This is a genomic window from Wolbachia endosymbiont (group A) of Pipizella viduata (genome assembly GCF_964028555.1).
Taxonomy (GTDB): Bacteria; Pseudomonadota; Alphaproteobacteria; order Rickettsiales; family Anaplasmataceae; genus Wolbachia.
On the sequence record NZ_OZ034787.1, the window covers coordinates 1,343,410 to 1,370,241 of the forward strand.

Here is a 26,832-nt window from a genome sequence, read left to right on the forward strand (position 1 = left end):
TTGTAACAAAATACCCAGCTATAGTATAAACTAGACTACTCTTTCAATGGAAATATAAATAGCACTTTACTTTATATAGGATGTGGATATCATTTAAAATATATTTTTGAGAGTTAGCAATGTCAGAGGTTGCAGGTGTAGATACAGAAATCAAAAAGCAAAATTCTGTGTGCGAGCAGATGCGTTTTAGCGTGAGCCGTACAAGTCTTTTAAATACATTATCCAGAGTAAGTGGAGTGGTTGAAAGGCGTAATGCAATAGATGTTTTGGCATGTATAAATATCAAAGCACAACACGGCAGCATAAAATTAATGGCAACTGATCTTGACATTTCAATGTTTGCCTCACTTGCTGCAACCGTATTAACAGAAGGAGAAGTAAAAATTTCAGCGCATACTTTACATGACATAGTGAAGAAGTTACCCGCTGATTTGGATGTCAATTTTGAAGTAAACAACCAAAGAAAATTATTGATGTCTTGCGGAAATGCAAACTTTTCTTTACCGAATGTAGTTTCAAGCAGCTTTCCTGCTCTTGAAGAAGACAATTATAAACATGATTTTATTCTACTAAATACGGACCTGATAGACTTATTAACTAAAACAAAATTTGCTGTATCACTAGATGATACAAGGTATAATTTAAATGGAATATATCTACATACAGACGAGCAGTTTCTGTACTGCGTTGCAACTGATGGTCACCGTTTATCATGTATAAAGAGACCAAAGCCTGGGAACATCAATGGCGAATTTGGTGTGATCATTCCACGTAAAACTGTTATGGAGCTGTTAAAAATATTGGACGACTGTAATGAAATTAATGTAAAACTCTCAGACAGAAAAATCAAGTTTACATGCGGTGAATATATTCTAATATCAAAATTAATAGATGGGACTTTTCCAAATTATAAAGCAGTTATTCCAGCATCTCAAGATAAGCATATGATTATTGAAAGTAAAAAACTTTCAGATGTTATAGATCGAGTTTCCGTTGTTGTATCTGATAAAGTAAAATCCATTAAATTCTCACTACAAGAAAAGCTGCTGACTCTGCATTCAAACTCTCAAGAGTGCAATGATGCAACTGAATCCATAGAAGTGGACTACAATGAAGCCCCTATAGAAATAGGGTTTAACTCGCGTTATTTACTTGATGTTCTATCCTGCATAAAAAATAAATGTAAGTTTAGCTTAGCCGATGGTAATAGTGCTACAATTATCACTGATGAAGACGATTCAAGTGTATTATATGTAGTGATGCCAATGAGAACTTAAACTTGTCATCCCGCTTCTTGTTAGCAGGATCTGGAGATACCGTGGCGGTATGACACTTATTTCACTAAGAACGTTACTTTTTATTAAATTAGTAATCTATCTTTACCAAATATAAGCCAAAAGGTGGTGCAGTAACTCCAGCTGCATTTCTTTTGCATTGGTTTAATATATTTAGCATTTCTTGTGGATTAGTTCTATTTTTTCCAAATTCAACTAAAGTACCCACAATGATCCTCACTTGGTTATGTAAAAAGGAAATAGCAGATATTTTGATGTGTATATGATTCCCATTTTGTATTATATCGATATCATCAATTGTTCTCATCGGATTTGCGGCTTGACAATCTTTTGAACGAAAACTTGAAAAGTCATGTTTTCCAAGTAGATGTTTAGCAGCTTCACGCATAATATTTACATTAAGTGGGTTAAACACTTGCCATACATAACCTGTCTCCAGAGCGGCAGGAGCATAGCGATTAACTATTCTGTATTCGTAATATCTTTTTTTTGCTGAAAACCGTGCGTGAAACGCATCATCTACAACTTCTGCATTCAGTACAACTATGGGAATTGATTTTAAATGATAATTTATTGCGTTTCTTATTCTATAAAGCTCAAATTCCTTTTCCATATCAAAATGAGCAATTTGTCCTAAAGCATGAACCCCTGCATCAGTCCTGCCACCGCAGTACAAAGTAACTTTCTCACCACTAAAATTAAATATAGCATTTTCTATGGCTTCCTGGATTGAATTAGCAGAATGTTGCTGCTTCTGCCAGCCAGAGAAACTACTACCATTGTATTCTATCGTTATTTTGTATCGCACTGCAGAATCTATCTAACTTTCTATCTTAATATAATTTAGGTAGCTAATTTTTCTACGATAACGTTCTTCGTTATTAAAAAACCCTTGGCAGGTTGTTCACGTTCGATTATCATGGAAGTTATACAAGTTAATAAATGATCCATGGCAAACAACTCAGAAGAAAGAAATAATGATAAGCAAAAAGCATTAGATAACGCAATAAGCCAGATTGAAAAAGCATTTGGTAAAGGTGCAATAATGAAGTTGAAGCAAAACCCTGTAGAGAAAATAGACACAATATCCACAGGATCAATTGCGCTTGATTCGGCTCTAGGTGTTGGAGGTCTGCCAAAAGGACGTATAATTGAAATATTTGGTCCCGAGAGTTCTGGTAAAACCACTCTTGCCTTGCACGTGATTGCTGAAGCACAAAAAAAAGGAGGATCATGCGCATTTATCGATGCAGAACATGCATTGGATGTCTTATATGCTCGTAAACTTGGGGTAAGCACTGATGATTTAGTAATTTCGCAACCAGACACTGGGGAACAAGCATTACACATTGTTGAGTACTTAGTGTGTTCTGGTGCAGTTGATGTGATAGTTATTGACTCTGTTGCAGCGTTAACTCCAAGAGCTGAAATTGAAGGTGATATGGGTGATCAACATATGGGGCTGCAAGCAAGGCTTCTAAGTCACGGGCTACGAAAGCTAACCTCTGCCGTTTCAAAAGCGAACTGTATATTGATATTTATTAATCAAATTCGTATGAAAATAGGAGTAGTGTATGGAAATCCTGAAACTACCACGGGTGGAAATGCATTAAAATTCTATACTTCTGTAAGGCTTGACATAAGAAAAGTTGGTGTAATAAAAGACAAAGAAAATATTACAGGCAATGAAACAAGAGTTAAAGTTGTAAAAAATAAAGTTGCTCCTCCATTTAGAGAAGCGAAATTTGATATAATGTACAATGAAGGTATATCAAAACTCGGAGAAATAATAGATATGGGAGCAAAGCTTGGTGTGCTTGAAAAAGCAGGTGCTTACTATTCATATAACAATACACGTCTTGGACAAGGAAGAGAGAATGTAAAAACTTACCTAAAAACAAACAAAGAAGTCGCAAATGAAATAGAAATGAAAATCAGAGATTTACTCAGAAATCATGATAATTCTATTATAATAGACGAGGATAGTGAGCAACTTTTAGAAGAATCAGTGTTCTGATCTAAACTTAGTTTGTGTTGGATGGGTTGTTACAGTATGACGGTGTGTGCTAATCTGTAATGTTACCTTGTATCAAGAGGACTTTGCTGAAGCAGTTAAAAAAAGCTTTTCATGAGAAATTATAAATGATAAATTGTTAACAATAGGTTATTGTGAATAAGATTATGTGTTTTAGTTTACCTAATATAAACAGGGAAGGTTATTTATTTATAGTCGTTGCCTTTATAGTAACGTGTATAGCATTCTCTATATCTTGGGGGTTTGGTGTTACGTGCTTGTTTACGACATTATTGTGTACTTATTTCTTTCGCGATCCAACAAGAGCTGTGCCAAACAATAAGGATCTTATATTAAGTCCTGCTGATGGTGTGATTTCAAAAATTGAAGAAGTTAATTATCCTTTATCGGCAGAAAATGGAGAAGAGAAGAAGTTCACGCTTGTTAGCATATTTTTAAGTGTTTTGAACGTCCATGTGAACCGTATACCAATATCTGGTACGATAAAGGAAATGAATTATAAAAAAGGCAAGTTTGTATCCGCAATGAGCAATAGGTCTAGTAATGAAAATGAAAAGCAGGTTATTGTGATTGAATACGAAAAGGGAAAAGAAATTATTGTGGAGCAAATAGCTGGATTAATTGCACGTCGTATCGTTTGTAATTTAGGAGTATCCCAGAATGTGAAAGCAGGTGAAAGGTTTGGAATTATAAGATTTGGTAGTAGAGTGAATATTTATGTTCCTGCTGATATAGAAGTCAGAGTTTCAGAAGGGCAAACTGTTATTGGTGGTGAAACAATTATAGCAAACTTAAATAAGGAAAACGTTCAAGAGAAGCTTACTTTTGACGTTATATGAATAACGATGGAAGTAACAGTAGATTCTTACCTATTACTAAATTATTCCCAAACTTTATAACTTTATTGGGTTTATGTTCTGGTCTCACTTCACTTAAATTTACATTTAATGAACAATGGGAATTCTCAGTAATTTTTATCATCATTGCAGCAATAATAGATGGAATGGATGGCAGAATAGCTAGAATTCTAAAATCAACTAGCGATTTTGGAGCCCAGCTTGATTCTTTTGCAGATTTTCTAAATTTTGGTGCAGCGCCTGCATTTCTTTTGTATTTTTGGAAGCTAAACGAAATCAAAGTCATAGGTTGGATTTTAGTAATGATATACGTAATCTGCATATCAATAAGACTTGCAAGATTTAATGTTTCGCTACACTCAGAACAATCACACTGGGAAAAATTTTTCTTTTCTGGTGTCCCAGCTCCAGTGTGTGCTTTACTTTCTTTGTTACCAATAATTATTACCTTTCAATCTCATGAGAGTGAATACTTACTTCTCATAGAGCGATTTTTTAACACAAGAAACGTAGCTTGTTACTTTCTGGCCATTTCATTTTTTTCGATAAGTCACATTCCAACTTTCTCTGCAAAATATATTTATGTTCCCAAAAGCCTATCCTATATATTTGTGTCATTTTTTGGAGTACTTATTATATTTTTCATCAGTAAGCCCTGGATGACGCTACCAATTTTAGGTGTAGTGTATGTACTTACTATTCCAGTAAGCACTGGGCTTTATATATATTACTCGTATAAAGCTCGTTAGCTATAAGTTGTAATAAAAAGTAGTGAGCAGCATGATTGTAAAAATAAGTGAACTGTTAAATTCATTTCTGTACATAAAGATATTCAACATTCCATTTATAATTATTTGGGTAATTGCAACTGGGGTTTTTTGTACCATCCAATTCAAATTCACTAACTTTAGATTGTTCAAGCATGGAATACAGACGCTATTCAATCTAAAGTGTAATAACAATAACAATGGCATAATCACTCATATCCAAGCGTTTGCAACAGTAATTTCAGGAACAGTTGGTCTTGGAACAATATCAGGAGTTGCAATAGCTATCACAATAGGGGGCCCAAGTGCAGTTTTTTGGATGGTAATTACCGGAATACTTGGTATGTCGATAAAGTTTGCCGAGGTGGTGCTTGCATTCACCTATCGCTCTGAAAATGCAACTGGCGGGGCTTTTTATTACATGAAGTACGGGCTTGCAAAAATTGGATTTGCAAAAACTGGTAGATTTCTTGCCTTTACTTATGCGATTATGCTACTTATTGCAATGATTTTGGGCGGTATACCATTTCAAGCGAATCAGATAGCAGCATTGTCAAATAACCTCTTTGAATACAACGCATCTGTTATTATATCCCTGCTTGTCTTTATTGTAATATTGGGAGGAATAAAGCGCATTGCTTTCGTTTCAACGAGCTTAGCACCAATTATGATAGTGCTATATATGGGTATGTGTATATATTTAATTTATGTAAACAGAAGTAATTTGCTGAATGCTCTATCCATAATATTCCAAGACATCTTCAATAAATCAGCTATAGGAGGCGGAGTATTGAGCGGATTAATAGCAGGAGTGAGAAGATCAGTGTTTGCTAACGAAGCAGGTACCGGAACAGCAGCTATAGCACATTCATCTGTAAAAGAAGAATATCCAATTAAAGTTGGATGCGTTGCAATGATTGCACCACTTATAGACACAATACTAATCTCATTTTTGACTGGTATCGTGATAATTATTACTGGTATGCATAGCACTGATAACGTGGGTGATATTACACTAATTAGTTCGGTATTTTCAACAGTTTTGCCCTTGTTCAGCAAGTTAGTTTTTCCGCTAATGATGTTTTCCTTTGCATTTTCTACAATAATAGCTTATTGTTACTACTGTGAAGTTGCTCTGCTGTATTTATTTGGTAATAAAAAAATACTGATACCGTTCCAAATTCTTATAGTGGTTTCAGTGTATATTAGTTGTATGTCAAAAAATATAGAATTTATATCTTACCTAGGCGACAGTTTGTTCATGTGCCTTATGATTCCAAATGCTGTTGCAATATATCTACTAAGAAGGGAAGTTTTGAATACAATAGATTCTTATTACAATTCTAAAGGGTATTAACATGATTTATAGATTACTTTGTATGGTGTTATTTTGCCTATTGTTTAATGATGTGTACGCTGCTTCAGGTTTTTATGAAAGTTATGATGCTGTGTTGAATGGAATAAATAACTTCATGAATGAAGTGCTGTTTTTCAAAATCCTTTACGTGCCATTTATAATCTTTCTACTAGCTTTTGGTTATGTGTTTCTAACATTACGTTTTGGATTTCTCAACATAAGAATGTTTAAGCATGCGTTTGCTATTTTATGTGGAAAATATGACACGAATCACCATGATGGTCATATTACGCATTTTCAGGCATTTATGACTGCACTTTCAAGCACAGTAGGCCTTGGAACTGTTGCTGGAGTCGCAATTGCAGTTTCAATGGGAGGGCCAGGAGCGGTGCCTTGGATGATGATTACAGGTTTTTTTGGTATGTCAGCAAAATTTGCCGAAGTGACTTTAGCATTTAGACATAGAACAGAAGATCAGGAGCAATTGTTTAGTGGTCCCTTTCAGTATATAAGGAATGGTCTGGAGGAATTTGGATTTAAAAAACTTGGTATTGTTTTAGCTGCAATATATGCAGTATTCTTTGTATTATCAGGTCTTGGTGGAAGTGTAGCATTTCAAACCAACCAAATGGTTTCAATATTATCTGGCTATTCAAGTTGGGTAGATGGTCATTCTTGGTTTCTTTCTTCCATAATCTCTGCGCTGCTTGCTCTAGTGATTATTGGCGGAATTAAAAGGATAGCTAGAGTATCTTCTGCACTAGTGCCTATTATGTCACTCATATATATATGTAGCTGCCTTGTTATTGTTGGATTTAATATCCACAATCTTGGTCACACATTTAAGATATTATTTTCCAGCATGATAGATTTTAATGCTGTTGGCGGAGGGATGGTAGGGGCATTTGTTGCTGGAATTCAAAGAGCAATTTTTGCCAGCGAAGCTGGTGTCGGCTCTGCTGCAATTACTCATGCAACAACTAAAGATGAAGAACCAGTAAGAACTGGGCTTGTTGCTATGATAGAACCGTGTTTTGATACAATGCTCACTTGCTGTTTAACTGGAATAACAATAGTAATAACAGGTGCATACCAGACTAGTGTTGGTGAAGGGATATTAGTCACTCAAAAAGCATTTGAGACAGTTTCTCCGTGGTTTCCTATGCTTCTAACAATAGCTGCACCTTTGTTTGCATTTTCTTCGGTAATTTCATTTGTATATTGTTGTGAAATGGGGTGGCTATATTTATTCGGTGCAAAAAGTATAGTGATATATCGCATAGCGGTAATAATTGTAGCGTTTTTCTCTGGTCTTTCTAAAGATATAATGGCTATTGCCAATATCGGTGGAACTTTGTTCTCTTGTTTAGCTCTCATCAACATGACAGCGCTTATACTGTTTAGTAATCAGATTAACGATGAAGTTCAGTGCTACCTAAAGAGGCTGAGGAATAATAAAATTAATTAAATTTTGGCATATGAAGGTACAACAACAGATGTCATTCCAGTGCCATCTTATTGTTATAGCAAAACTCCCTCTTGTCATCCCAAAACTCTTTCTTGTCATCCCAAAATTCCCTCTTTTCATCCCAGTGCGTGACACTGGGATCTATTTTGTATATAGTTCCACCATAGTGTTATGTTTTAATGTAAAATTTTATATTTATCTACTAGGTTCGTTTGCGAACAAAGTTCGCTGGATCCCAGTGTTACGCACTGGGATGACAAGAGAGAGGATGCTAGAATGATGGAGAGGTACGTAATCCTTATACTATCCTACATATTAGGTTCAATACCGTTTAGCTTAATCATTACAAGAATAAAAGGGATAAACTTAAGAGAAGTAGGTTCAGGAAACATTGGCGCTACAAATGTTGCAAGAACAGGAAATAAATGTCTTGCTGCTCTGGCATTATTTCTGGATTCCTTGAAAGGATTCATCGCCGTTTATATAGCACAACAATTTTGTGATAATAACGATTTTTATATATATGTATCTGCAATTTTAGCAGTTTTAGGACACATGTTTCCTGTATGGCTAAAATTTAGTGGAGGAAAGGGAGTTGCAACAACTTTGGGAGTTCTGATAGCACTTAATATGCCAATTGCCTTGATATTTATATTTACCTGGATAGTGGTATTTTTTATCTTTAGATACTCTTCTCTTGCTTCTTTGACTGCTACTTCAACGGTTGTAGCATGGTCCTTTTTTTTTCAGAGGAATTTGTTCTTAACATTACTAGTTATAGGAACACTAGTTTTTCTCAAGCACTACAAGAATATTATGAATCTTCTGCAAGGCAAGGAACATAAATTTTTATAATTCATGTGCTGACCCTGTTGCTTCTTATATTATCGATGTTTGGGTCGGTTAATTTTCCTGGATTAATATATTCAAGATTTTCTATTGTATCTACTACATTCTGTTCACTACAATCCAAGCTAAACAAATTTCTCATTAAAGGTATCTTGATTTCTTGAATAAAATTAGAAGTTATTTGGTTACTGCTATCATCTGACTTATCCCAGGCATTGAGGATTTCTTTATGATTCTTCTTTTTTTGCAGCTCTTTCTTAATAAACTCACATGCCTCATCTTCTGCACATATTCCAATTCTATCTTCTACAAGGTATTCTACTCTAATACCAGGGTGTATTCCTTCTAATGACTTTAACATTGCACCAATAATACCAGTAAAGCAGGTTTCAGGAACAATTGTTCCTTTAGCATAGTTCATGGCATACATTAAAGACTTTACTAACTCTTGCCTTTTTACTGCAACTGATTCACTATCTCCACTATTACAAGCCTTTAGAACCAAATATAAAATTTGCCCCCCCATGAGTCCAGAAACATGAACTTGTTCATCATTATTGCACCATTTATTAAGAAAGTTAATAAATTCTTTTTTATTATTGTTTCCAAGCTCTTTTTCCCCTTCTACGAACTTAATAAACTTAACAAATTCATCATTATGTATAACACCATTAGATTCTGGTATCTTCTCACCATATTTATCTTTTAGTGTATTAATACTGTCAATAATGCTATCATTTGCCATATGAGGCATCATATGTTCTTTCATAGCATTTATTACATTTTTTGTACCAACTAAATTCTCATACAAACCATCGGAAAGTAGCTTTAATGAAGCTTTAAGTAAGGCTATAGGGTTAAGTGTTGCTGGCCTTGTTTCGGGCTGCAATAGGATTATTCCAATTGCCAATGGTATCGGCGCCAGCAGCCAAGCTAATATTAAAGACTTAGAGAAAAAATAATAAATTGTTAGCCCAGCAATACATGAAACTGCGATTGACTTGATTATGTTACCTTGACCAAATATTTTCCAATATTCTTTATTACTTATTTTTTCCCCACCTTTTATTTTTTTATATCCAAGAAATGTTTTAATTTCTGTATCATATAGAGTAGATACTAAGCTAGCTATTATCGAAGTAGGAATGGTTACTATAGTTAACGCATAATAAAAAGATAAATAGAGAGCAATTCTAACTTTACTGGAACCACTGCGAGGAAATTGTATTTGAGAAATACCTATTATAGCTTATCTTCAACATCATTACACTCTAGTAATAGCATAGTAATTTAAAACGTCAATGTTTAAGTATCTTATTATCCGCACACTCATCGTATTCGATCTCGACTGTAGAGTGTGCTATCTCGAACCTATTTAGTAGTATTTTTTTTATCTCATACAAAATATCAGTGTGTTGTGCATCTTGCTTTACTTTGGCATGCATGGTAATTATAAAATAATTATCAGACAGTGACCATGCATGTATGTGGTGCACATCTATCACTTCAGGTAATTCTGATGTGATCTTACTTTTTATTTCCTCAGTAGATATCCCTTCAGGTGTGCCTTCAAGAAGTATGTGGCAAGAATTCTTTAGAATTTTGTAGCCACTATTCAAAATGATTATACTGACAAATACCGATAAAATCGGATCCACCATTTGCCATCCAGTAAACATGATAATTATGGATGCAAGTATAGCAGCTACAGAACCTAAAATATCTCCTATAACGTGTAGTACAGCACTTTTTATGTTTATATTGCTCTCGCATTTACTATGTAATATAAAAAAGACTATAATATTAGAGATCAGGCCAAGTGTAGCAATTACTAACATTACTTTCCACTCAACATTTACCGGAAAAATAAATCTTTTTATTGACTCAATTATAATGATTACTGCAATGAAGAATAAAGTTAAACCATTAACAAATGCTGCAATTATCTGCAACCGATGATACCCGTATGATCTTTGCAAATCAGATTTCTTAGCTGAAAATTTGTGTGCTAACCAGCTTAAAACTAAGGCAAAGAGGTCAGTGAGCATATGCCCTGCATCTGATAGTAGAGCAAGCGAATGTGAAATTATTCCACCTACTATTTCCATAAACATTGTTATCGCAACTATTATTATGGAATAGATTAAGCGCTTGGACTGTGCTGCTGAGTGTTTGCCGTTATGCACTGCTGTCATATAAAATCTTTTCATGAACAAAAACGTGGGTAACACTGGGTTCGAACCAGCGACCGCTTGCACGTCAAGCAAGTGCTCTACCAACTGAGCTAATTACCCATCGTGGTTTTAGTATAGTGCTTTGGTGGAATGAAAGTCAATTTGCTTTTAAATTCTTACCCTATCCTAATGTAACGTTAGAATTTAGATTTTTTTTGTGATCAAGCTATAGAGCCTATAGCTAGTGCAGGTCAGGTTTTCCTACGTCATACCGCGATTCATTCGCGGTATCTCAGCATAGATTCCGCTAACACGTAGCGGAATGACGAGTTCATAGCTTACCAAATTATCGGTAAATCTAAATTGCTTTAGTTATAGCTATATCTTATATTGTTCATATTAAATTAATTACTTATATTTCTTCACTAAGATATAGATTATACCAATATGAAAATTCACACTTTTTTAGTAGAGATCACCTTATATTTGAAGAGTTAATAAATTAGAGGTTAGAATTATGACAATCAATCAACAAATAAATAAAAATATAACTAAAGAAGAATACTTTAACAATAACGGCAAAGGGTTTAATTCGCCACATGTTGTAGAAGTTAAAGATTTAAATATTAAAGTCGAAGTTTATTCTCATAATTTAAGAGCAAGTAAAATTGCAACAATTGAAAGTGAGATAAAAGAAACAGCTACTAGTTTTAAAGATACATTCAAGTTAGAACACATCAACTCAGAACAAACATTTAAAATTTATATGTTTGATGACAAGGATGATTACACTCACCTTGGCGGAAGCGAGCGTTTCGGTTCTTACCTTGGAGATGAGGGTGGTAAATGTTACTACAAAGGGGAAGCTGATGTTTTTGCTGAAATGTATGTCTATCAGCAAGGTGGCGTTCATAACCTTCAGCATGAATTTGCACATGGTTTAACTTACTTGGCTACAGGAGGTAAGCACCTACCTACAGTATTAATGGAAGGAATTGCAGATTACTTTGAGCATCATTCAGATCATAAATTCAATTCTCAAGGATCAAGTATCGACAAAACTGAAGCTGCAAATTTGGATTTAGATAAAATTTTAAGTTTAGAATATTCAAAGGACAGCGAAGCAAATAGCCTGGTTTATAAAACAGGTCATGCGTTGATAATGTACTTACAGGAAAAAGATCCTAGTTTATTAAGAGACTACCTAGATGCTTTACGTCAAGGTAACTCAGATGAGTCAAAAAGTTTCTTGAAAGACATAAAAGGACATGATGCTGACTTCAAAAGTTGGCTTGCTGAGAATGATACAGAAACTGCTATGGAAGAAATTAATGCCCTACAAGTTACAAAAGGAGATTTTATAGCAAACGGTCAAGAAATAGTGGGTGGAGAAATTAAAAATGTATCCTATTATAAAGCAAATATAGAAAAAATAGATGGAGAAAACGTTGGAAGTTTTTCTCCTGTAGAACATGTGTCGTTTTATGATTATGCTCGTGCTGTTAATAGGGCAACAAATGATAACCTCGATATATCAAAGGAATATCATTTCTTAAAGGTAATCAAAACTTCTGATGGACAGGATAAACTAACTTACTCTGATCAACAAGGTAATGAATATCAAAACAGCTTAGAATATAAAAATCAGGCTTTAAGGACATTGTCAAATTACGATGAGAATTTAAAGAAAGTTTATGATAATGCATTAAAAGCCCTGGATGAGCAGATTCTCAAGGAATCCAATGAAGTAGGTGAAAAATACCATAGACAAGAGATTTCTTATGAAGAGTATTCAGACAAATATCATTCAATTCCCTCCAAATATGAGGAATTAAAAGGTTCCTTGCTCGATGAGATGATAAGCACTGGTTCAAAACAGTTAAAGTCAACTCAGAACATCGACGTAGAAAAGATGTTAGAAGAAATGATCAATATCGATTCAAACTTGATAAGAGGTACAAATCATATTGACCTACAAGAAGGTAAGATTTTCTCTATCAAAGCTCTTGGTCATGGAAATAAGGGTGCGCTGTCCATATATGATGGAAATACAAAGCTTGGAGAATTATTGAGCGAATCAGGATTTTTTAAGCAAGTTGAAGGCCAAACTAAAGAAACTTTTGTTTTTGAGGATATATTGCACAACTTAAATACTCAATATGATGGTGGTGCTTATATGGCTATTACAAAAGAAAATGGTCAGTATAAAGCTTCTCTGATAGATGGCAGAACAGTTGAACGCGATGAATACTTTGATGAAGCGCATTTACACGAAAATGAATTGTTGCATCCTAGCACTGGACACATCCAAAAAGATTTAGATTCTCTGCTCCTTAGAGGTACCAAAATTTTGAATCATCAGGATTCAAAGCATGCACAATATTCTGATGAGCAAAAGGCAAATGGAGTAATCGTGGAAAAAGGAAAATTACTGGATAATAAGGGAACAGATAGGACAGACGACGATGTATACGAAGCGGTTGTAAAGCAAGGAGACGAGCGCTTACATGAGTTCAAAAATATGGGCTTTTATATTACCGAAGAGGTGAAAAATGAAAGAGGTGAAATTACAAATGGAAGTAACTTGTTCATTCATGATCACGGAAAAAATGTGCGCTATGAGTTACCTGAAAAAGTTACTCATCTAAAGTTAGTGCAAAAGGATGGACAATATAAGTTAGCACCATCTGACTCTGAAGGGAGAGAGTATAATGGCATACCAGATGAATATAGATATATAGATCCAATATTTGCAAATGAATATGAGAAGAGAGATTATTCCCATAAACATGTAAATGTGGGCCTTATAAACTTAGAGAAATATGGCTCTGGCAAACTTTTTGCTATAAAGTATGGCCCAAATGATTACCACATACAAAGAAACTCTAGCGGTGAAATAGTTAGAATAAAAGATCAAGCATATTTCACTAAAGTAAAACTATTTGATGGTGATACTGATGAAGAAATTGGAATGTTATCTAATAATTTCCATAACTTCAAAGGGAAAATATTCTTTTCTGCTGATTATAACTACAGTTATAACGACTTCCTCGCATCTGTTTCTCCTCAAGTTGAAATTGAGGACATGGGGAATGGAAGTAAAAAAATAACTTTCGATCAAGGTGATGGTGATATCGGTGACACTAATAGAGGCTACACGGACTATCAGAGAATATTCACAAAAGAGAAACAAACCGAAAGTCCAAAAGGGCAAGTAAGTGAAACTAAGACAGAAGTTAACATAAGTCACAATACTACTAATGTTGTTGCACAAGCTGCTGAAGAGAGAACTGTATCAAACGACAATAGTGAAATGCAGTCTGATCAGTCAATTTCATCACAAAGTTTAACAAGAACAAAAAGAGCATCTTTAGTCGAGGAGAAAGAGCAGGTATTGAAAGATACAATCCTGAAAATAGAAAAGAGCTACGAGCAGGACTCAGAAGGGAAGCACAAGGCAAATGTAACCATAGATTATTACGACATAAAAGCCTTATATGATAGAGCAGAAGGAGCGGAAAAGCAATCTGTGTTAGATTTTTGCAACAAACTGCGTACATCAGATTATAAGGTTGGTGCTTTGCCGGAAGACAAATATTACTTTAAAGATGGCAAATTTATAGTTCACGATAGTGATACGAAAAAGCTTATAGTGTTACCTGAAGATAAGGTGTCCATCAAAATAATGAAGGATGGTGATAGTTATAGTTTGGCTATATCAAGTGGTAATGGCAAAGTAATAAGCAGCATTAGTAAAATAGATAATCCAAATTACGAATTGCTGTCAGATTCAAGTCATTTCAATTTAGGGGAGCAAGATAATATTGTATTATCAGATCAACATCACGAATATAATCTTTATCTAGAGAATGGCTTTGTGAAAATGTTTGATTACACAAGCGACCACATTTATCACGACCACAACTCAGCCTACATCTAATACATACAGGGAGGCAAGTATAGCTGACCCAAGCAACACGTCATACCGCGATTCATTCGCGGTATCTCTTAGCCGCTAACAAGTAGCGGGATGACAGCAGTCCTACGTCATACCACCGCGAACCGTCATACCGCAGCGGTATCTCTAGATCCCGCTAACACGTAGCGGGATGACGGTTGTCAGGCTAGCTGTCATGCGAGTAGCCCCTTCGGTGTCATCCAAGTAGCTTGACACTGGGAATTTATTTACTATATATGAAAAGTTATTATGTTTATATACTTACAAGCAAGCACAATAAGGCTCTGTATATAGGTATAACGTCAAATTTAACTAAACGAATTTGGGAACATAAAAATAAAGTTATTTCTGGCTTTACATCAAAGTACAATGTGCAGAAATTAGTTTACTTTGAGGTATTTCAAGACGTAGGTTCAGCTCTGAACAGAGAAAAACTTTTGAAAAGCTGGAAAAGAGAATGGAAAATTGATTTAGTTGAAAGGGAAAACCCAAATTGGGCTGATTTATATGATGAAATTACAAAATAAAATGAGATCCCAGTGTCAAGCACTGGGATGACAGGAGAGGGAACTGGGATGACAGGAGAGGGGGACTGGAATGACAAGAGAAGAATTCTGAAATGAAAAGTTTCAAGGAAATCTTATGTAAAATCTAGCATTAACGAAAATTATACTTTTTTCATGCACCCTATGGTTTTTATAATTAACGAAGAGTTATATGGTAGCTAGTTTGAAATTTTATGAAAAGCCAGAAAGAGTCAAAGAAGCAACAGACTTAAGTGATGCTAAAGTCGTAGTTTATGAAGATGGCAATGGTAATAAATATACCCTAGATGCTTCAAATATTGCTGGTCTTACTAAAATCGATGATATCAAGCTAAGCACCCTAAAAGATGTAGTATTTAAATATCACCCAAATAGTGGTACTGAAACTACTACAACAGGTCTTGGCAATATTATAAGCGCATTATTCGCTACACAAAGCGCTCAAGACGGTCAAACAATTCTTGCAGAAGAAGTAGCAAAAAAGCCTGTTGTAGAAGCAATATTGAAAGTAACAAAGGATGATGGTTCAGGTAAACAGGTGAAAGTAGTTGAAACTGAATTAGGTACCACGTTTGCCAAAAAAGATGGTACTAATATTGACAAAGACTTTGCAGGAAAAGTACTTGATGCAAAAGATGGTAATGACTTAGTTCTTACAAAGAAAGTTGCAGAAAAAGCTGTCGTGAAAGCTATATTTAGTGCAAAAGAAAATGCTAACGATCCGCAATCAATCCTTGTAACAGAAGTAGCAAAAGAGCCTGTTGTGAAAGAAATTCTTGGCGTAAAAAATGCTGCTGGTACAAAAACAGTTCTTGAAGAAGAAGTAGCAAAAAAGCCTGTTGTAGACGCTTTAATACCAGAATTAGCAAAAGATGATGGTGCTACTGGTATATATACTAAAAAAGGTGTAGATGATGAGTTGGCAAAAAAAGCTGACACAGCCGCTCTAACTCACAAAGCTGACAAGAATTACGTCGATACTGAGTTAGGAAAGAAAGCTGGTGCAGCTGATCTAGCCAACAAAGCTAATACTGCAGATGTTTACACTAAAACTGCTGCAGATACTGCATTTGTCAAAGCTACAGAGCTTAAAACAAAAGCTGCAGCGAAAGATGTTGTGGATGCTATATTTGATGCAAAAGATGGCAATAACAAAATCTCTGAAACCAAAATAGGTGCTACTTTTGCTAAGAAAAATGCTTCCAACCTTACAGATGCAGCAAACCAAAAAGCTTTCGCGGAAGCTATACTTCCTGCAAAAGATGGCAACAAATCAATTTTAGTGGATAAATTAGAAGGATTTCTTGCTGAAAATGCTAAAGTGTATAGTAATAATACAAAGACAGCAAAGGAGTTATTAGTTCCATCAGATGCCGAAATAGCTGCTAAAGTAGTTAATGACCCAAATTTTACAGTTAATGTAGCAGATGCAAGGATTAAAGAAGTTGTGAAAGAGACAGTGTCACAACCGTCCTTTGAAATTCCAACAAGTGATGATGCTGCACTTAATTGGACTTGGTAATACAGCAAGTAGTCACGCTACTTGGATGACACCTAACACCCCACAATGTCATTCCAGCGCGTGACGCTGGAATCTAGGAAAGTTTGCTTGCTTACAAGCAAACTTATTTGGTGAGTATAAAAGCATAGCTAACGCGAGCTCTACGCCATACCGCCACGGTATCTCTTAGCCGCTAAAAAGCAGCGGGATGACGATTGTCAGGGTGTCATCCCAGCGCCTCTATGATGTCATGAAAGTAGCCTCCTTCTCCTGTCATCCCAGTGCGTGACACTGGGATCTCATTTTACTTTATGACGGTGTCATCCTAATACCTTCCCCTGTCATCCAAGTAGCTAACACTGGGATCTCATTTTACTTTATGATGATGTTATGAAAGTAGCTGACACTGGGATCCAGAAGACTTAATTTCAACCAAATAATAAAGGCTAGATCCCAGTGTCACGCACTGGGATGACAAAAAAAGGAGCACTGGTTCACCTTATGACGGTGTCATCCTAATACCTTCCCCTGTCATCCAAGTAGCTAACACTGGGATCTCATTTCACTTTATGATGATGTTATGAAAGTAGCTGACACTGGGATCCAGAAGACTTAATTTCAACCAAATAATAAAGGCTAGATCCCAGTGTCACGCACTGGGATGACAGAAGAAGGTGCTGAGATGACAGAAGAAGGTGCTGAGATGACAAAAAAAGGAGCACTGACCATTTTCGGTCTCTTAAATTGCTTTAGCTACAAACATTAAGAAATTTACCAAACGAAAAAAAGGCAAAAGAAGCCCCGTGGTGCGAGTTTTGACTCTATATTACTGTAAGTAGCGCTGTAATAATGTGCTAACGCTTAAAATAAGCGCGATTTGGCTGAATGTAGAAAAAATAAAAAAGACATGCAGCCGCTATAATTTTATGTAATCCGCCAAAAAATACCCTAAGTTTTTTACTGAATTTTGTCATTGAGCCTGCAGGTCAAAAACAAGTTTTGAGTCAGAAATACCCTTAATACTACAATAAGGGGGCTGGCGGAGTTTGTCAAGGAAGTTTTGCATTTAATCCGTTTATGGCTTAGGTGCCGGCCAGCTACTTGACTCCCGGCTGGGTCGAATTTGTATAGCTACATTGTCGGTAAATCTAAATTGCTTTAATAATTTTGATTGAAAAATAGTTCTTCTATTATATAAATGCTACTTTAGGGTAATCAAAATGGAAGACGATAAATATAGCCTAGGTTTAAGAGTTATCCATTGGTTGATGGCTGTTTTTATTATTGGTATGCTTTGCTCTGGACTTTATATGAAAAGCTTACCACTTAGCAATGAGATTAAGTTCAACATATACGCTATTCATAAGGCTTGCGGTATCACTATTCTTGGACTAATCATAGTACGCATATTTTTTCGCGTCTTTACTTATGTTCCACGACTTCCAGCAAATTTTTCTCGGTTTGTAATCAATGCAAGTAAAACAGTACACTTTGGTTTATATTCTTTAATGGTGCTAATGCCACTATCTGGCTATGTTATGTCTTCTGCTTCTGGCAAAAAGATCAAGTATTTTTTTCATATCCCTTTGTTGATTAATCAAAACAAAGATCTAGCTAACACGGCTAATCAGCTACATTCGATGCTTGCATGTTTTATGGTACTCTTTATAATCTTGCATATACTTGGCGCTTTGAAACACACATTTATAGATAAGCAAAACATTTTTAAACGTATGATATAGGTTATATGTTAAGTAGCCTCTGGAAAAAAGGAACAGATTTTCTTGGTAGTGAGTTTGCGATAATGGGTGGTGCTATGAGCTGGGTTTCAGAGAGAAACTTGGTTTCGGCAATCTCAAACGCTGGTGGTTTTGGTGTAATTGCATGTGGTGCAATGTTTCCAGACCTATTGAAAAAAGAAATCATAGAGACACAGAAATTAACTAACAAATCATTTGGTGTAAACCTAATTACTATGCACCCAAAGTTGAGTGAGTTGATAGATGTGTGTATTGAAACGAAAGTAAGCCATATAGTGCTTGCTGGCGGATTACCAACGAAGCCTAATATAGAAAAAATTAAGAGTGCAGGCATTAAAGTTATGTGCTTTGCACCAGCATTAAGCCTTGCGAAAAGGTTAGTAAAAATGGGAGTAGATGCGTTAATAATAGAAGGAATGGAAGCAGGCGGGCACATAGGGCCAGTTAGCACTTCTGTTCTCGCACAAGAGATATTGCCTCATTTTAAAAATGAACAAATACCAGTGTTTGTTGCAGGTGGAATAGGAAGAGGTGAAATGATAGTTAATTACTTAGAAATGGGGGCAAGTGGCTGTCAAATAGGTACATTATTTGTCTGCACTAATGAGTCAATTGCCCACAAAAATTTTAAGAAAGTGTTTATTAAATCAGCCGCACGTAATGCAATACCTTCTGTACAGATAAGTGCTGATTTTCCTGTAATTCCAGTAAGAGCTATAGCCAACAAAGCAAGTGATGATTTTATGAAGCATCAAAAAAAAGTTATTGATGAATACCAAAAGGGACAGATCTCAAAAGAAGATGGGCAGCTTGAAATAGAAAAGTTCTGGGCTGGAGCTTTAAGAAGAGCAGTAATTGATGGAGATGTTGAAACGGGATCTTTAATGGCCGGTCAAAGTGTTGGCATGGTTGATAGGGAAAAGCCTGTAAAAGAAGTGATAGACATATTAATTCAACAGGCAAATAATTATATTGACAGCAAATCTGTAGAAGTAGAAAACCCAGTAGTTAGCAAAGCAAATGGTTAAGTGACTTTCCAATAAGCAAGTTGCTATAATTATCCATAATATGGTATAATTGCCCAGTTTTAATGTAAAATTAACGCTAAAGGGGTATCTATACATTTTATTATGTATGGAGAAGTCTATGCCAAGTCCTTCAAAAAAGCCTGAGAATATGCACGACATTATATTCAAAGCAGTAACAAAAAAGCGAGAAACTGTGCAAGAGACTGCCAAAAAATGCAAACAGTTGTTCAAGCAAAAAAATAGTCCTACCGATCCTAAGATATTAACTCAATTAGAAGAAGAACTGAGAGCACGACAAGATGAGCAGGCTATTGCAAAACACTTAGAGATATCCAATCTAGGAACTAGCCCTGAAGCATTAGCTAAATTAAAAAAATCAGTGGGAGAAGGAAAAGAACATTATAATAATTATACCCAACACTTTCTTCCAGCGTTGCTAAGAGAAATAAAAAAGTCAAGAGAACTAAAACTAGAAAAAATAAAGGAAATAGGACGAATAATTTCAGAAATTACTAGCAAGAGCAGCAATAAATATTCGAAAATAGAAGAACAACCTATTAATTCCATAAAAGAAGAGATCCCAGTGTCAAGCACTGGGATGACAGAAAATAATGTAGAAAGTCTAATGACGCAGGATCAGACTCAACAGAAATTAGAAAGTCTAACTAAAGAAGAAGTGTGTGTTAGTGACTCAGATAGTGGAATAAATTCATCTGGCTTGGCATCAAGTAGTAGAAGGAGCAGTTTAACTTTAGTAACAAGCACTTCATCTGAGGAAAGTGTAAACTCAATACCAAGTGTTGCTGAAGAAAATAATAATCTACAAAAAGAGAATGAGAATCAAGTGCAACCAGAGCAAGCTGCACCAGAAGAGCCAAAGATACAAGAAAATGAAAACTCAGGTGGTCAAGCAAATCCAGATCAAGTTAAGGAGGAGTTATCCCAGGTGTCATTACAGCAGGTAATTGAAGCCAGAGGAGAAGAATCAAAGATCCCAGTGTCACGCACTGGGATGACAGATGATGACCACACAAAGGATCCAGTGAAATCTGAAGAAAAAAAGGACAAAAAAAATACCATTACAACTGTGCAGAAACTTCCTGTGAATGAGAAAAAGGGTGAAGATATTCCACTTAAACAACCCAATAACAGAAATCTTCACGTTGCACTCGTAGCAGGTTGTGCTCTCTCTACAATAGGGTGCATTGTTGCAGGAGCAATGACATCAGGACTGGTAGGAGCAGGACTACTTGCTATGGCTGCAGTGTTTGCTATAGCAGCAGTAGCTGAATTGCATTCAAACTTCCTATCAAGTAAATTAACATCCATTAATGTGGAACCTCTTGTTGATGATAAAAAGCTTACAGCATGTTCACATCTGTAAAAATTAAATATGTGTTACTTGTAGTGGATAAGTGAATTCAGTTCTTGCCTATTGATATAAAAGTTGTTATATTTGAGGAATATTTAAAGGGTATTTAGTTGATGCGCATTCAATTGAATAAAGTTTTGGTTTTTATAGCCTTATTAAGTTTCATTTTTGCATCATATTCTAGCGAAGCTTCGGTGAGTGATGAATTAAAGGATGTACAAGAAACGGTAAAAGATTTTATTTCTTCATTTTCAATTAAAGATACTGTAGAAAATATGAGTCCTTCAACAATCATAGGGTTGTGTATAGCTGCGGTGATACTTGCAGTAGTGTTCAGAGGTCTAATCTTTTTTATGATAATGTTTGGTGTACTGATCATGATGTTTGGTAGTACAGAAAAGGCAACAGACTACTTAAAAGAAAAATTTAATTTTGCAAAAGATATAAAATTACAATCCGATAGCGAAAAAAAAGATAAAAATTAAGATAGTATTTTTATCTTTTTTAATTATCTTTATTGAATACGCATATGCAGCTAAAAGTACAAGCAATTAACTCTAAGTTTGAAAAAAAGAACAACTTAGCATTACTAGAGAGCATTGATTTAGATTTCATTCCTTATGCTTGTCATTACAATGAAGAAACTATACTAACAAAACAGGGAGAGTTATTAAAAATAATCAAGTTAGAAGATTATTCTTCTGTTGATAATTACAGCGACCTTAGAACTGAAATTAGAAAAAGCATATCAAAAAATATTAATAGCCTATATTTTACCGTTTGGATTCATACTGTCCGAAAGCGCAATAAATTGAGCTTAAAATGGAATAAAACTGAAGACTTCTCTGATAAGCTACATTCAGCGCGGTTTGATAAACTCACTGATAGTAAATTACAGTATATAAATGAATTATATATTGTAATATTGTTTAGCGATTTTGGTAAGCATACTAATAATTTATTTTTTTTTAATAGAATAAAGAATAAGCATAAGCTGTCTTTACAAGAAAGCCAACAGGAGTTGCAAAAGATAACTGACTTAATTCACGATGATTTAGGACCTTTTGGAGCTAAAAAACTGGGTCTAAGATTTAGTGAAGGTAAAATATATTCTGAAATGATAGAATTTCTCCACTATATTGTTACATTAACGCACAAAGATTATCCAATACATGAAAGGGACCTGTCGCAATATATTAGAAATTTTAAAATAGCTTTTGGTTTCAATACGTTTCAGACAATCTTTGAAAATCAACAGAAATTTGGCTCTGTTTTCAGCATAAAGGAATACCGAGAAATCTCCTTAGGCAATATAGATAGGTGCTTGCAGCTTGAATCTGAATTTATCATTACAGAAATAATGATATTTACTAGTAATAGTAAGGCAATAAAAGAATTTAATAAACAAATTAACATGCTGCAAATTAGTGAGGATAATACCTTACTTAAAAGCTCAGGAATTGAAGAAATAATAGAGCTTGAAAAGACCTCTAGTCTAGACTTCTGCCAACAGAAAATTATTTTTACAATATTTGCAGACGATAGGAATAAGTTAGCCGAAAATATTAGTGATTTATCTTCTATAATGTCATTAATTGGCTTCATGATATTTAGAACTGATCTACATATGGAAAGTCATTTTTGGGCACAACTTCCTGGCAATTTTACCTTTATTACACAACCGAAAAATATATTAGCAAAATATGCTTGCAGTTTTGCTATGCTGCATGATTTTACGTCAGGTACATTAAAAGGAGGAAGGTGGAAAGAAGCGGTAACAGTTTTTTTCTCAAAAGAAGGAAATCCTTACTTCTTTAATTTCTATGGAAAAAGAAATAATGGCCATACTACGATACTTGGAGCTCCAAATTCAGGCAGAACTTCACTCATTAATTTCCTATTATCAGAATCAAGAAAGTTTAACCCAAGAATTGTCATATTGGATAACACTGGAAAGTCGATAATTTTTACTAAAGCAGTGAGTGGTAAATATTATATAATCGATCCGAAGTATAAGGACAAAAGCCTAAAATTTAATCCACTAAACATTGAAGATAGTGCTTCCAATCGCAATATGTTGGTTGAACTGATCAAAAGAATGGTAGCCGATACGAGCTTGGTGGACGTAGAAGAAAAGATAAGAAAAATTGTGGATTCTATATTTGCTATACCCAAGGAGTCACGTTCTATTGCGCAAATTTCTGAGGTGCTTTTGCTCCTCGGGGGTAAAATAAGTAGATGGTGTGACGGTGGTGAGTTTGCTTACTTATTTCAAGATGGTAATGAATCAGATATTGACTGGGAAACAAAAATTATATCTCTCAACACCGCAAACCTCACAAAACAAAAAGAATGTATGTCCGTGATACTTTACTATTTTTTATATTCTTTTGAGGCAAAATGTGATGGCTCGCCTGCAATACTTGTTTTGGATGAAGCATGGGAGATAAGTAATATCTTTCCTACAGAGAAAGAGTTTGATAACTGGATGCAAAGAATGACGGAACTAAATGTTGTAGTAATCCTAAGTACTGAAAACTTAAACCTCGCATTTGCTAGCAAATTTACTCAATATTTAGACAAGCATGTTGATACAAGAATCTTGATGCCGAACATCAATGCAAATAGATTATACATGAAGGCATTTTCTTTATCAAAAGAGGAGCTGAATATAATTCTGCAGACGCCAACACAGGAAGGTTTATTTTTGATAAAACAGTACAAAGGGTTAGTAACTTTAAATTTAGATTTGAAGAATATGCAGGAAATACACGTACTTTCAGCTAACAAAGAGACTATAAAGTATATGTACGAGGCAATAAAGGAAAAAGGAGAAGAAGTTAATGAGTGGTTACCGGTGTTTTATGAGAAGTGTAAAGCTTAATTTCTTATTGATGTTCTTTTTGATACTTGGTCTTTCGTATCAAGGATATGCTGATTGTCCGCCTCTTGTAAAGAGTAATACTTGGTTCGAAGCAATAGTTAGCGGAGATTGGGTAAAAGAAATTAAAGTACAAGCAATAAAAGATCAAGGAGTTGATGGCTATTTTAATCCTAAAATTAGAGTATGTGCTTATGATGGAAAAAGTTATTGCTATGACTTAGAAACTGGAAAGTTTTGCCGCCAAATATATGGAACACAAAGTACAGGTGGGGGTGTTTCTGCAGCAGTTTTTATCGACTGGGAAGGAGATACAGTGTTAAATGATGGAAAATTTAAGGAAGGGATTGCGAAAGGTCTCGAGTGGGAGTGGGTAGATAATGTTACTGATGAAGAAAAAAGGAAATTTGCTAATTCCCCTAAGATATGTGCTTGCAGACAAAAAGCAGCCTGCATGGGGGATTTTTTCTCATTTTTTACTAAAACAGGTGAAGGAGCAAATATTTTTCGCCCTGGATATATGGCAAATACCTGTGATACTTGCTATCAGAAAAAAGTAAAATGTGCCCCTGTGCCACTTGCACCTGGCCCCCCTCCGTTCTGTGAGCAACTTGCGATGTCGCCTCCACAAGTTAGAATTGTTCCTATAACAGATGAAGACAATGATTACTTTAACCCTAAAGTTAAGGTAATCATTGGTGATCTGAAAGGAGGAGACGGAGAGATTGGAGAAAAATTAGATTTCCCTAAAGGGTATGGAGAAGATAAAGCTGAGTGGCGCTCTATTTTAGACAAAGATGGCATCACGTACTACTTCAAAACTTATAGAGAAAAAGATAAGCTCTGCGCTGAATACCTTGGAACTCAAAGTATAGATGAAAAAAATCCACAGTTCGTCCGCTGTTTCCCGGCACCACCTACTCCAGAGCCTGAAGTAGTAGAGATAGTAAAAAGTAACACGCCTGGAAAACAGAGTAACACGTTAAAGATAAGAATGAAGATGAGCGAGAGCACTTGTACTTATGAAGCACGTGGAACCTACAGTAATGGTTCCTGTACTTTTAATGTTACCAACCATCCTTTAAATATTGGCCCCCTATCTTTAAAAGTAGTAAAACCGAGAATAGTTGAAAGAACAACTAGTACTAGTGACAATAAAAGTAATATTAACGATATTATAGAAAATATATTTAAAAATAGTTCTCGATTTACAATTTTAGAACAATATGGTTGCGTTCCCAATATTGGGATTGAGCTTCCTAATGGTGATTCTTGCAGTCTAACAAATCCTAGGGAACATAATCAATGTGAACTCACTAAGTTAGAATTAGATAATATGGGACAACCAAAAATAGAAGTGGGATATATGAGAGTAAAAAATCAAGAAAATTCTAACAGTAGAATGCTTTGTCTTTCTGGATGGAAGCCAGAACCAGAGGAGTTTGTTCTTGAAAGAGAAAATAAAATAATACCACTAAAATTAATGGGAACAAAATATATTCAATACAATGCTGTTTACTCAAAGGAATCAAATCAGTTCTATTATCTTCCAAGCAAGGAAAGGGAAACAGTCGACCTCTTAAAAATAAAAAGACTTCAAGATCAGTTGGATAAAATAATATTTAATAAGCAAGGGTATGTTTTCTTCCCTGACGACAATAAACAGGAAAAGGGGAAATGCAGTTACTGCGTGGATTACGATAAAGACATAGGTGAAAAATTTATAAATAACAAAGTCAAAGTAGTATATAAGTTGATAGATGTAGAGCATAGAGAAAAATGTAATCAAGGTGATGATGGTTGCATCTGCTCTGATGGAAAATGCAGCCGTTCAAAACAATATTTGAATAAAAATGAAAATGATAAGCAATTTTACTTAAGGTATGAGGAAGTGGATTGTAAAGATAAGGATGGTAAAGTATTAAGAGATGAAAAAAATGAAGTACAAAAGTGTACACAATTAAAAGATCAACTGATTAAAGCAGATAGAACAGAGGTCTTTTACGCTGATAAATTGTGTAGGTTCGATTTAGAAGGTCTCACAGAGAAGTTAAAAGAGATAATCGAGAAACAACCGGAAAAAAAGAGCGAAAAGTCCCATGATTTTGGAAATGGAAATCATGATGTGGATGGCTCACAAATAACATCTAGCCATGTTGAAATAGAAGTGTGGGGAAGTGGTGAAGCCGGTCACATAGAAAATACACCCAGTGGCTGCAAACAGTATATGGATATGCACGCCAATAAGGATGCCTGTTCCACTGAAACTAGAGCAGGAATGCCAGGAGATTATATTAAAGCTGAATTGGACATTGATCCTGATTATCCTATCATTGAGGTTAAAGTTTCGGAGGGAGGAGGTAACCAAGAATCTAGATACACAGATAAGGATGGGGGGCCTATTTTTGTAAGAAAGTGTAGTGTAGGCAAAAAAGAGTGCAAGGATTTAATCACTATGGGAGGTGGAGGTATCTATAAAATGTATCCGCATGGAAATAATTATAATGATTATAAGAGTTATAAGAGTTATATGGAAACAATAATTGATGATAGTGTAAAATTAAAAAAAGAAAACAAAAAAACAGGATTGCGGGTTACTGAAGATAATAAAATAACATATATAGAAAATGGTGAAATCAAGTATGAAACAGTAAAGTGTAGCAAGGGTTTTAGAAGCAGTAAACCTGGTGCAGGTGGTTGCATTGATAAAAGCAAAGGAATTTATGGTAAAGGTTCTACAGGGCAGGTGAAGGTAACGCCTATTATAAAGGGATTTGACAAAAACATAATAAAGGATGCTATTGAAAAAAAAATAGGAAATCAATATGATCCCGGGGAGGTTAGGGATTTTTCGAGGAGTGAGTTTGACACGAGTTTAACTAAGATGATTGAAGAGGAACTCAAAAAAGAATTGTTAAGGTAAAAAGATATAACTCTGAAAATTATGCTCTCGTTTTAATAATTAATTAAAGTAAAGCATGTAGT

Annotated in this window: 20 protein-coding genes and 1 tRNA gene; 17 read left to right on the forward strand and 4 right to left on the reverse strand. The window is 35.0% G+C overall.

Going from position 1 to position 26,832, the window contains the following annotated elements; translation table 11 throughout:
- Positions 1 to 119 precede the first annotated feature (119 nt).
- Entirely contained in the window at positions 120 to 1,277 is a 1,158-nt protein-coding gene (gene dnaN / locus ABWU50_RS06600) for a DNA polymerase III subunit beta (RefSeq protein ID WP_253309419.1), read from the forward strand.
- A gap of 88 nt (positions 1,278 to 1,365) precedes the next feature.
- Here dnaN and truA read toward each other — a convergent pair whose 3' ends face one another.
- Entirely contained in the window at positions 1,366 to 2,103 is a 738-nt protein-coding gene (truA, locus tag ABWU50_RS06605; protein ID WP_353275842.1) for a tRNA pseudouridine(38-40) synthase TruA, read from the reverse strand.
- A 141-nt stretch (positions 2,104 to 2,244) separates the two neighbouring features.
- On the opposite strand from truA, the gene recA reads away from it, so the two are divergent.
- From recA to plsY, 7 genes are all read left to right on the forward strand, one after another.
- A complete protein-coding gene (gene recA, locus ABWU50_RS06610) occupies positions 2,245 to 3,312 on the forward strand; it encodes a recombinase RecA (protein WP_264687864.1) in 1,068 nt (355 codons plus the stop codon).
- 164 nt (positions 3,313 to 3,476) lie between these two features.
- Entirely contained in the window at positions 3,477 to 4,169 is a 693-nt protein-coding gene (locus tag ABWU50_RS06615; protein WP_353276393.1) for a phosphatidylserine decarboxylase, read from the forward strand.
- Entirely contained in the window at positions 4,166 to 4,936 is a 771-nt protein-coding gene (locus tag ABWU50_RS06620; protein ID WP_182183504.1) for a CDP-alcohol phosphatidyltransferase family protein, read from the forward strand. The genes ABWU50_RS06615 and ABWU50_RS06620 overlap by 4 nt, the downstream gene beginning before the upstream one ends.
- 31 nt (positions 4,937 to 4,967) lie before the next feature.
- Positions 4,968 to 6,311 carry an alanine/glycine:cation symporter family protein gene (locus ABWU50_RS06625; protein ID WP_353275843.1) on the forward strand — a complete coding sequence of 448 codons (1,344 nt, stop codon included), beginning with the start codon at positions 4,968 to 4,970 and terminating at the stop codon, positions 6,309 to 6,311.
- A gap of 1 nt (position 6,312) precedes the next feature.
- Positions 6,313 to 7,779, forward strand: coding sequence for an alanine/glycine:cation symporter family protein (locus tag ABWU50_RS06630; RefSeq protein WP_353275844.1), 1,467 nt, complete (start codon positions 6,313 to 6,315; stop codon positions 7,777 to 7,779).
- Between the two features lie 10 nt (positions 7,780 to 7,789).
- Positions 7,790 to 8,059 (forward strand): hypothetical protein, encoded by a 270-nt coding sequence (locus tag ABWU50_RS06635; protein WP_353275845.1) that lies wholly within the window; start codon positions 7,790 to 7,792, stop codon positions 8,057 to 8,059.
- On the forward strand, positions 8,059 to 8,634 hold the full coding sequence (gene plsY / locus ABWU50_RS06640; protein ID WP_353276395.1) for a glycerol-3-phosphate 1-O-acyltransferase PlsY: 576 nt from the start codon (positions 8,059 to 8,061) through the stop codon (positions 8,632 to 8,634). The genes ABWU50_RS06635 and plsY overlap by 1 nt, the downstream gene beginning before the upstream one ends.
- Before the next feature lies 1 nt (position 8,635).
- Here the strand turns inward: plsY and ABWU50_RS06645 are convergent, their stop codons facing one another.
- The 3 genes from ABWU50_RS06645 to ABWU50_RS06655 form a co-directional block, all read right to left on the reverse strand.
- On the reverse strand, positions 8,636 to 9,538 hold the full coding sequence (locus tag ABWU50_RS06645) for a hypothetical protein (RefSeq protein ID WP_353275846.1): 903 nt from the start codon (positions 9,536 to 9,538) through the stop codon (positions 8,636 to 8,638).
- A gap of 388 nt (positions 9,539 to 9,926) precedes the next feature.
- The gene (locus tag ABWU50_RS06650; RefSeq protein WP_353275847.1) at positions 9,927 to 10,823 is read right to left on the reverse strand and encodes a cation diffusion facilitator family transporter; all 897 of its coding nucleotides are present in this window, start codon (positions 10,821 to 10,823) and stop codon (positions 9,927 to 9,929) included.
- 26 nt (positions 10,824 to 10,849) lie between these two features.
- Positions 10,850 to 10,922: transfer RNA gene (locus tag ABWU50_RS06655), tRNA-Val, on the reverse strand.
- A 397-nt stretch (positions 10,923 to 11,319) separates the two neighbouring features.
- Between ABWU50_RS06655 and ABWU50_RS06660 the strand changes: the two genes are divergently transcribed.
- From ABWU50_RS06660 to ABWU50_RS06700, 9 genes are all read left to right on the forward strand, one after another.
- A complete protein-coding gene (locus tag ABWU50_RS06660) occupies positions 11,320 to 14,742 on the forward strand; it encodes a peptidase M2 (RefSeq protein ID WP_353275848.1) in 3,423 nt (1,140 codons plus the stop codon).
- Between the two features lie 254 nt (positions 14,743 to 14,996).
- The gene (locus tag ABWU50_RS06665; protein WP_265036635.1) at positions 14,997 to 15,287 is read left to right on the forward strand and encodes a GIY-YIG nuclease family protein; all 291 of its coding nucleotides are present in this window, start codon (positions 14,997 to 14,999) and stop codon (positions 15,285 to 15,287) included.
- A gap of 190 nt (positions 15,288 to 15,477) precedes the next feature.
- On the forward strand, positions 15,478 to 16,827 hold the full coding sequence (locus ABWU50_RS06670) for a hypothetical protein (RefSeq protein WP_353275849.1): 1,350 nt from the start codon (positions 15,478 to 15,480) through the stop codon (positions 16,825 to 16,827).
- Between the two features lie 1,199 nt (positions 16,828 to 18,026).
- Positions 18,027 to 18,548: a cytochrome b gene (locus ABWU50_RS06675; protein ID WP_253307207.1), complete on the forward strand. Its 522-nt coding sequence runs from the start codon at positions 18,027 to 18,029 to the stop codon at positions 18,546 to 18,548.
- A gap of 5 nt (positions 18,549 to 18,553) precedes the next feature.
- Positions 18,554 to 19,594 carry an NAD(P)H-dependent flavin oxidoreductase gene (locus ABWU50_RS06680; protein WP_353275850.1) on the forward strand — a complete coding sequence of 347 codons (1,041 nt, stop codon included), beginning with the start codon at positions 18,554 to 18,556 and terminating at the stop codon, positions 19,592 to 19,594.
- Positions 19,595 to 19,643: 49 nt separating this feature from the next.
- Complete coding sequence (locus ABWU50_RS06685; protein WP_353275851.1) at positions 19,644 to 20,978, forward strand: hypothetical protein; 1,335 nt, start codon at positions 19,644 to 19,646, stop codon at positions 20,976 to 20,978.
- A gap of 101 nt (positions 20,979 to 21,079) precedes the next feature.
- Positions 21,080 to 21,451, forward strand: a complete 372-nt coding sequence (locus ABWU50_RS06690; RefSeq protein ID WP_187297371.1) for a hypothetical protein — start codon at positions 21,080 to 21,082, stop codon at positions 21,449 to 21,451.
- A 44-nt stretch (positions 21,452 to 21,495) separates the two neighbouring features.
- Positions 21,496 to 23,850, forward strand: a complete 2,355-nt coding sequence (locus ABWU50_RS06695; protein WP_353275852.1) for a type VI secretion protein — start codon at positions 21,496 to 21,498, stop codon at positions 23,848 to 23,850.
- Positions 23,831 to 26,770 carry a hypothetical protein gene (locus ABWU50_RS06700; RefSeq protein ID WP_353275853.1) on the forward strand — a complete coding sequence of 980 codons (2,940 nt, stop codon included), beginning with the start codon at positions 23,831 to 23,833 and terminating at the stop codon, positions 26,768 to 26,770. The genes ABWU50_RS06695 and ABWU50_RS06700 overlap by 20 nt, the downstream gene beginning before the upstream one ends.
- Positions 26,771 to 26,832: the final 62 nt, after the last annotated feature.

Bases quoted from the DNA above. Each gene is read 5' to 3' on its own strand.
- dnaN (WP_253309419.1), top strand. From the start codon at position 120: ATGTCAGAGGTTGCAGGTGTAGATACAGAAATCAAAAAGCAAAATTCT.
- recA (WP_264687864.1), top strand. From the start codon at position 2,245: ATGGCAAACAACTCAGAAGAAAGAAATAATGATAAGCAAAAAGCATTA.
- ABWU50_RS06615 (WP_353276393.1), top strand. From the start codon at position 3,477: ATGTGTTTTAGTTTACCTAATATAAACAGGGAAGGTTATTTATTTATA.
- ABWU50_RS06620 (WP_182183504.1), top strand. From the start codon at position 4,166: ATGAATAACGATGGAAGTAACAGTAGATTCTTACCTATTACTAAATTA.
- ABWU50_RS06625 (WP_353275843.1), top strand. From the start codon at position 4,968: ATGATTGTAAAAATAAGTGAACTGTTAAATTCATTTCTGTACATAAAG.
- ABWU50_RS06630 (WP_353275844.1), top strand. From the start codon at position 6,313: ATGATTTATAGATTACTTTGTATGGTGTTATTTTGCCTATTGTTTAAT.
- ABWU50_RS06635 (WP_353275845.1), top strand. From the start codon at position 7,790: ATGAAGGTACAACAACAGATGTCATTCCAGTGCCATCTTATTGTTATA.
- plsY (WP_353276395.1), top strand. From the start codon at position 8,059: ATGGAGAGGTACGTAATCCTTATACTATCCTACATATTAGGTTCAATA.
- ABWU50_RS06650 (WP_353275847.1), bottom strand. From the start codon at position 10,823: ATGACAGCAGTGCATAACGGCAAACACTCAGCAGCACAGTCCAAGCGC.
- ABWU50_RS06660 (WP_353275848.1), top strand. From the start codon at position 11,320: ATGACAATCAATCAACAAATAAATAAAAATATAACTAAAGAAGAATAC.
- ABWU50_RS06665 (WP_265036635.1), top strand. From the start codon at position 14,997: ATGAAAAGTTATTATGTTTATATACTTACAAGCAAGCACAATAAGGCT.
- ABWU50_RS06670 (WP_353275849.1), top strand. From the start codon at position 15,478: ATGGTAGCTAGTTTGAAATTTTATGAAAAGCCAGAAAGAGTCAAAGAA.
- ABWU50_RS06675 (WP_253307207.1), top strand. From the start codon at position 18,027: ATGGAAGACGATAAATATAGCCTAGGTTTAAGAGTTATCCATTGGTTG.
- ABWU50_RS06680 (WP_353275850.1), top strand. From the start codon at position 18,554: ATGTTAAGTAGCCTCTGGAAAAAAGGAACAGATTTTCTTGGTAGTGAG.
- ABWU50_RS06690 (WP_187297371.1), top strand. From the start codon at position 21,080: ATGCGCATTCAATTGAATAAAGTTTTGGTTTTTATAGCCTTATTAAGT.
- ABWU50_RS06695 (WP_353275852.1), top strand. From the start codon at position 21,496: ATGCAGCTAAAAGTACAAGCAATTAACTCTAAGTTTGAAAAAAAGAAC.
- ABWU50_RS06700 (WP_353275853.1), top strand. From the start codon at position 23,831: ATGAGAAGTGTAAAGCTTAATTTCTTATTGATGTTCTTTTTGATACTT.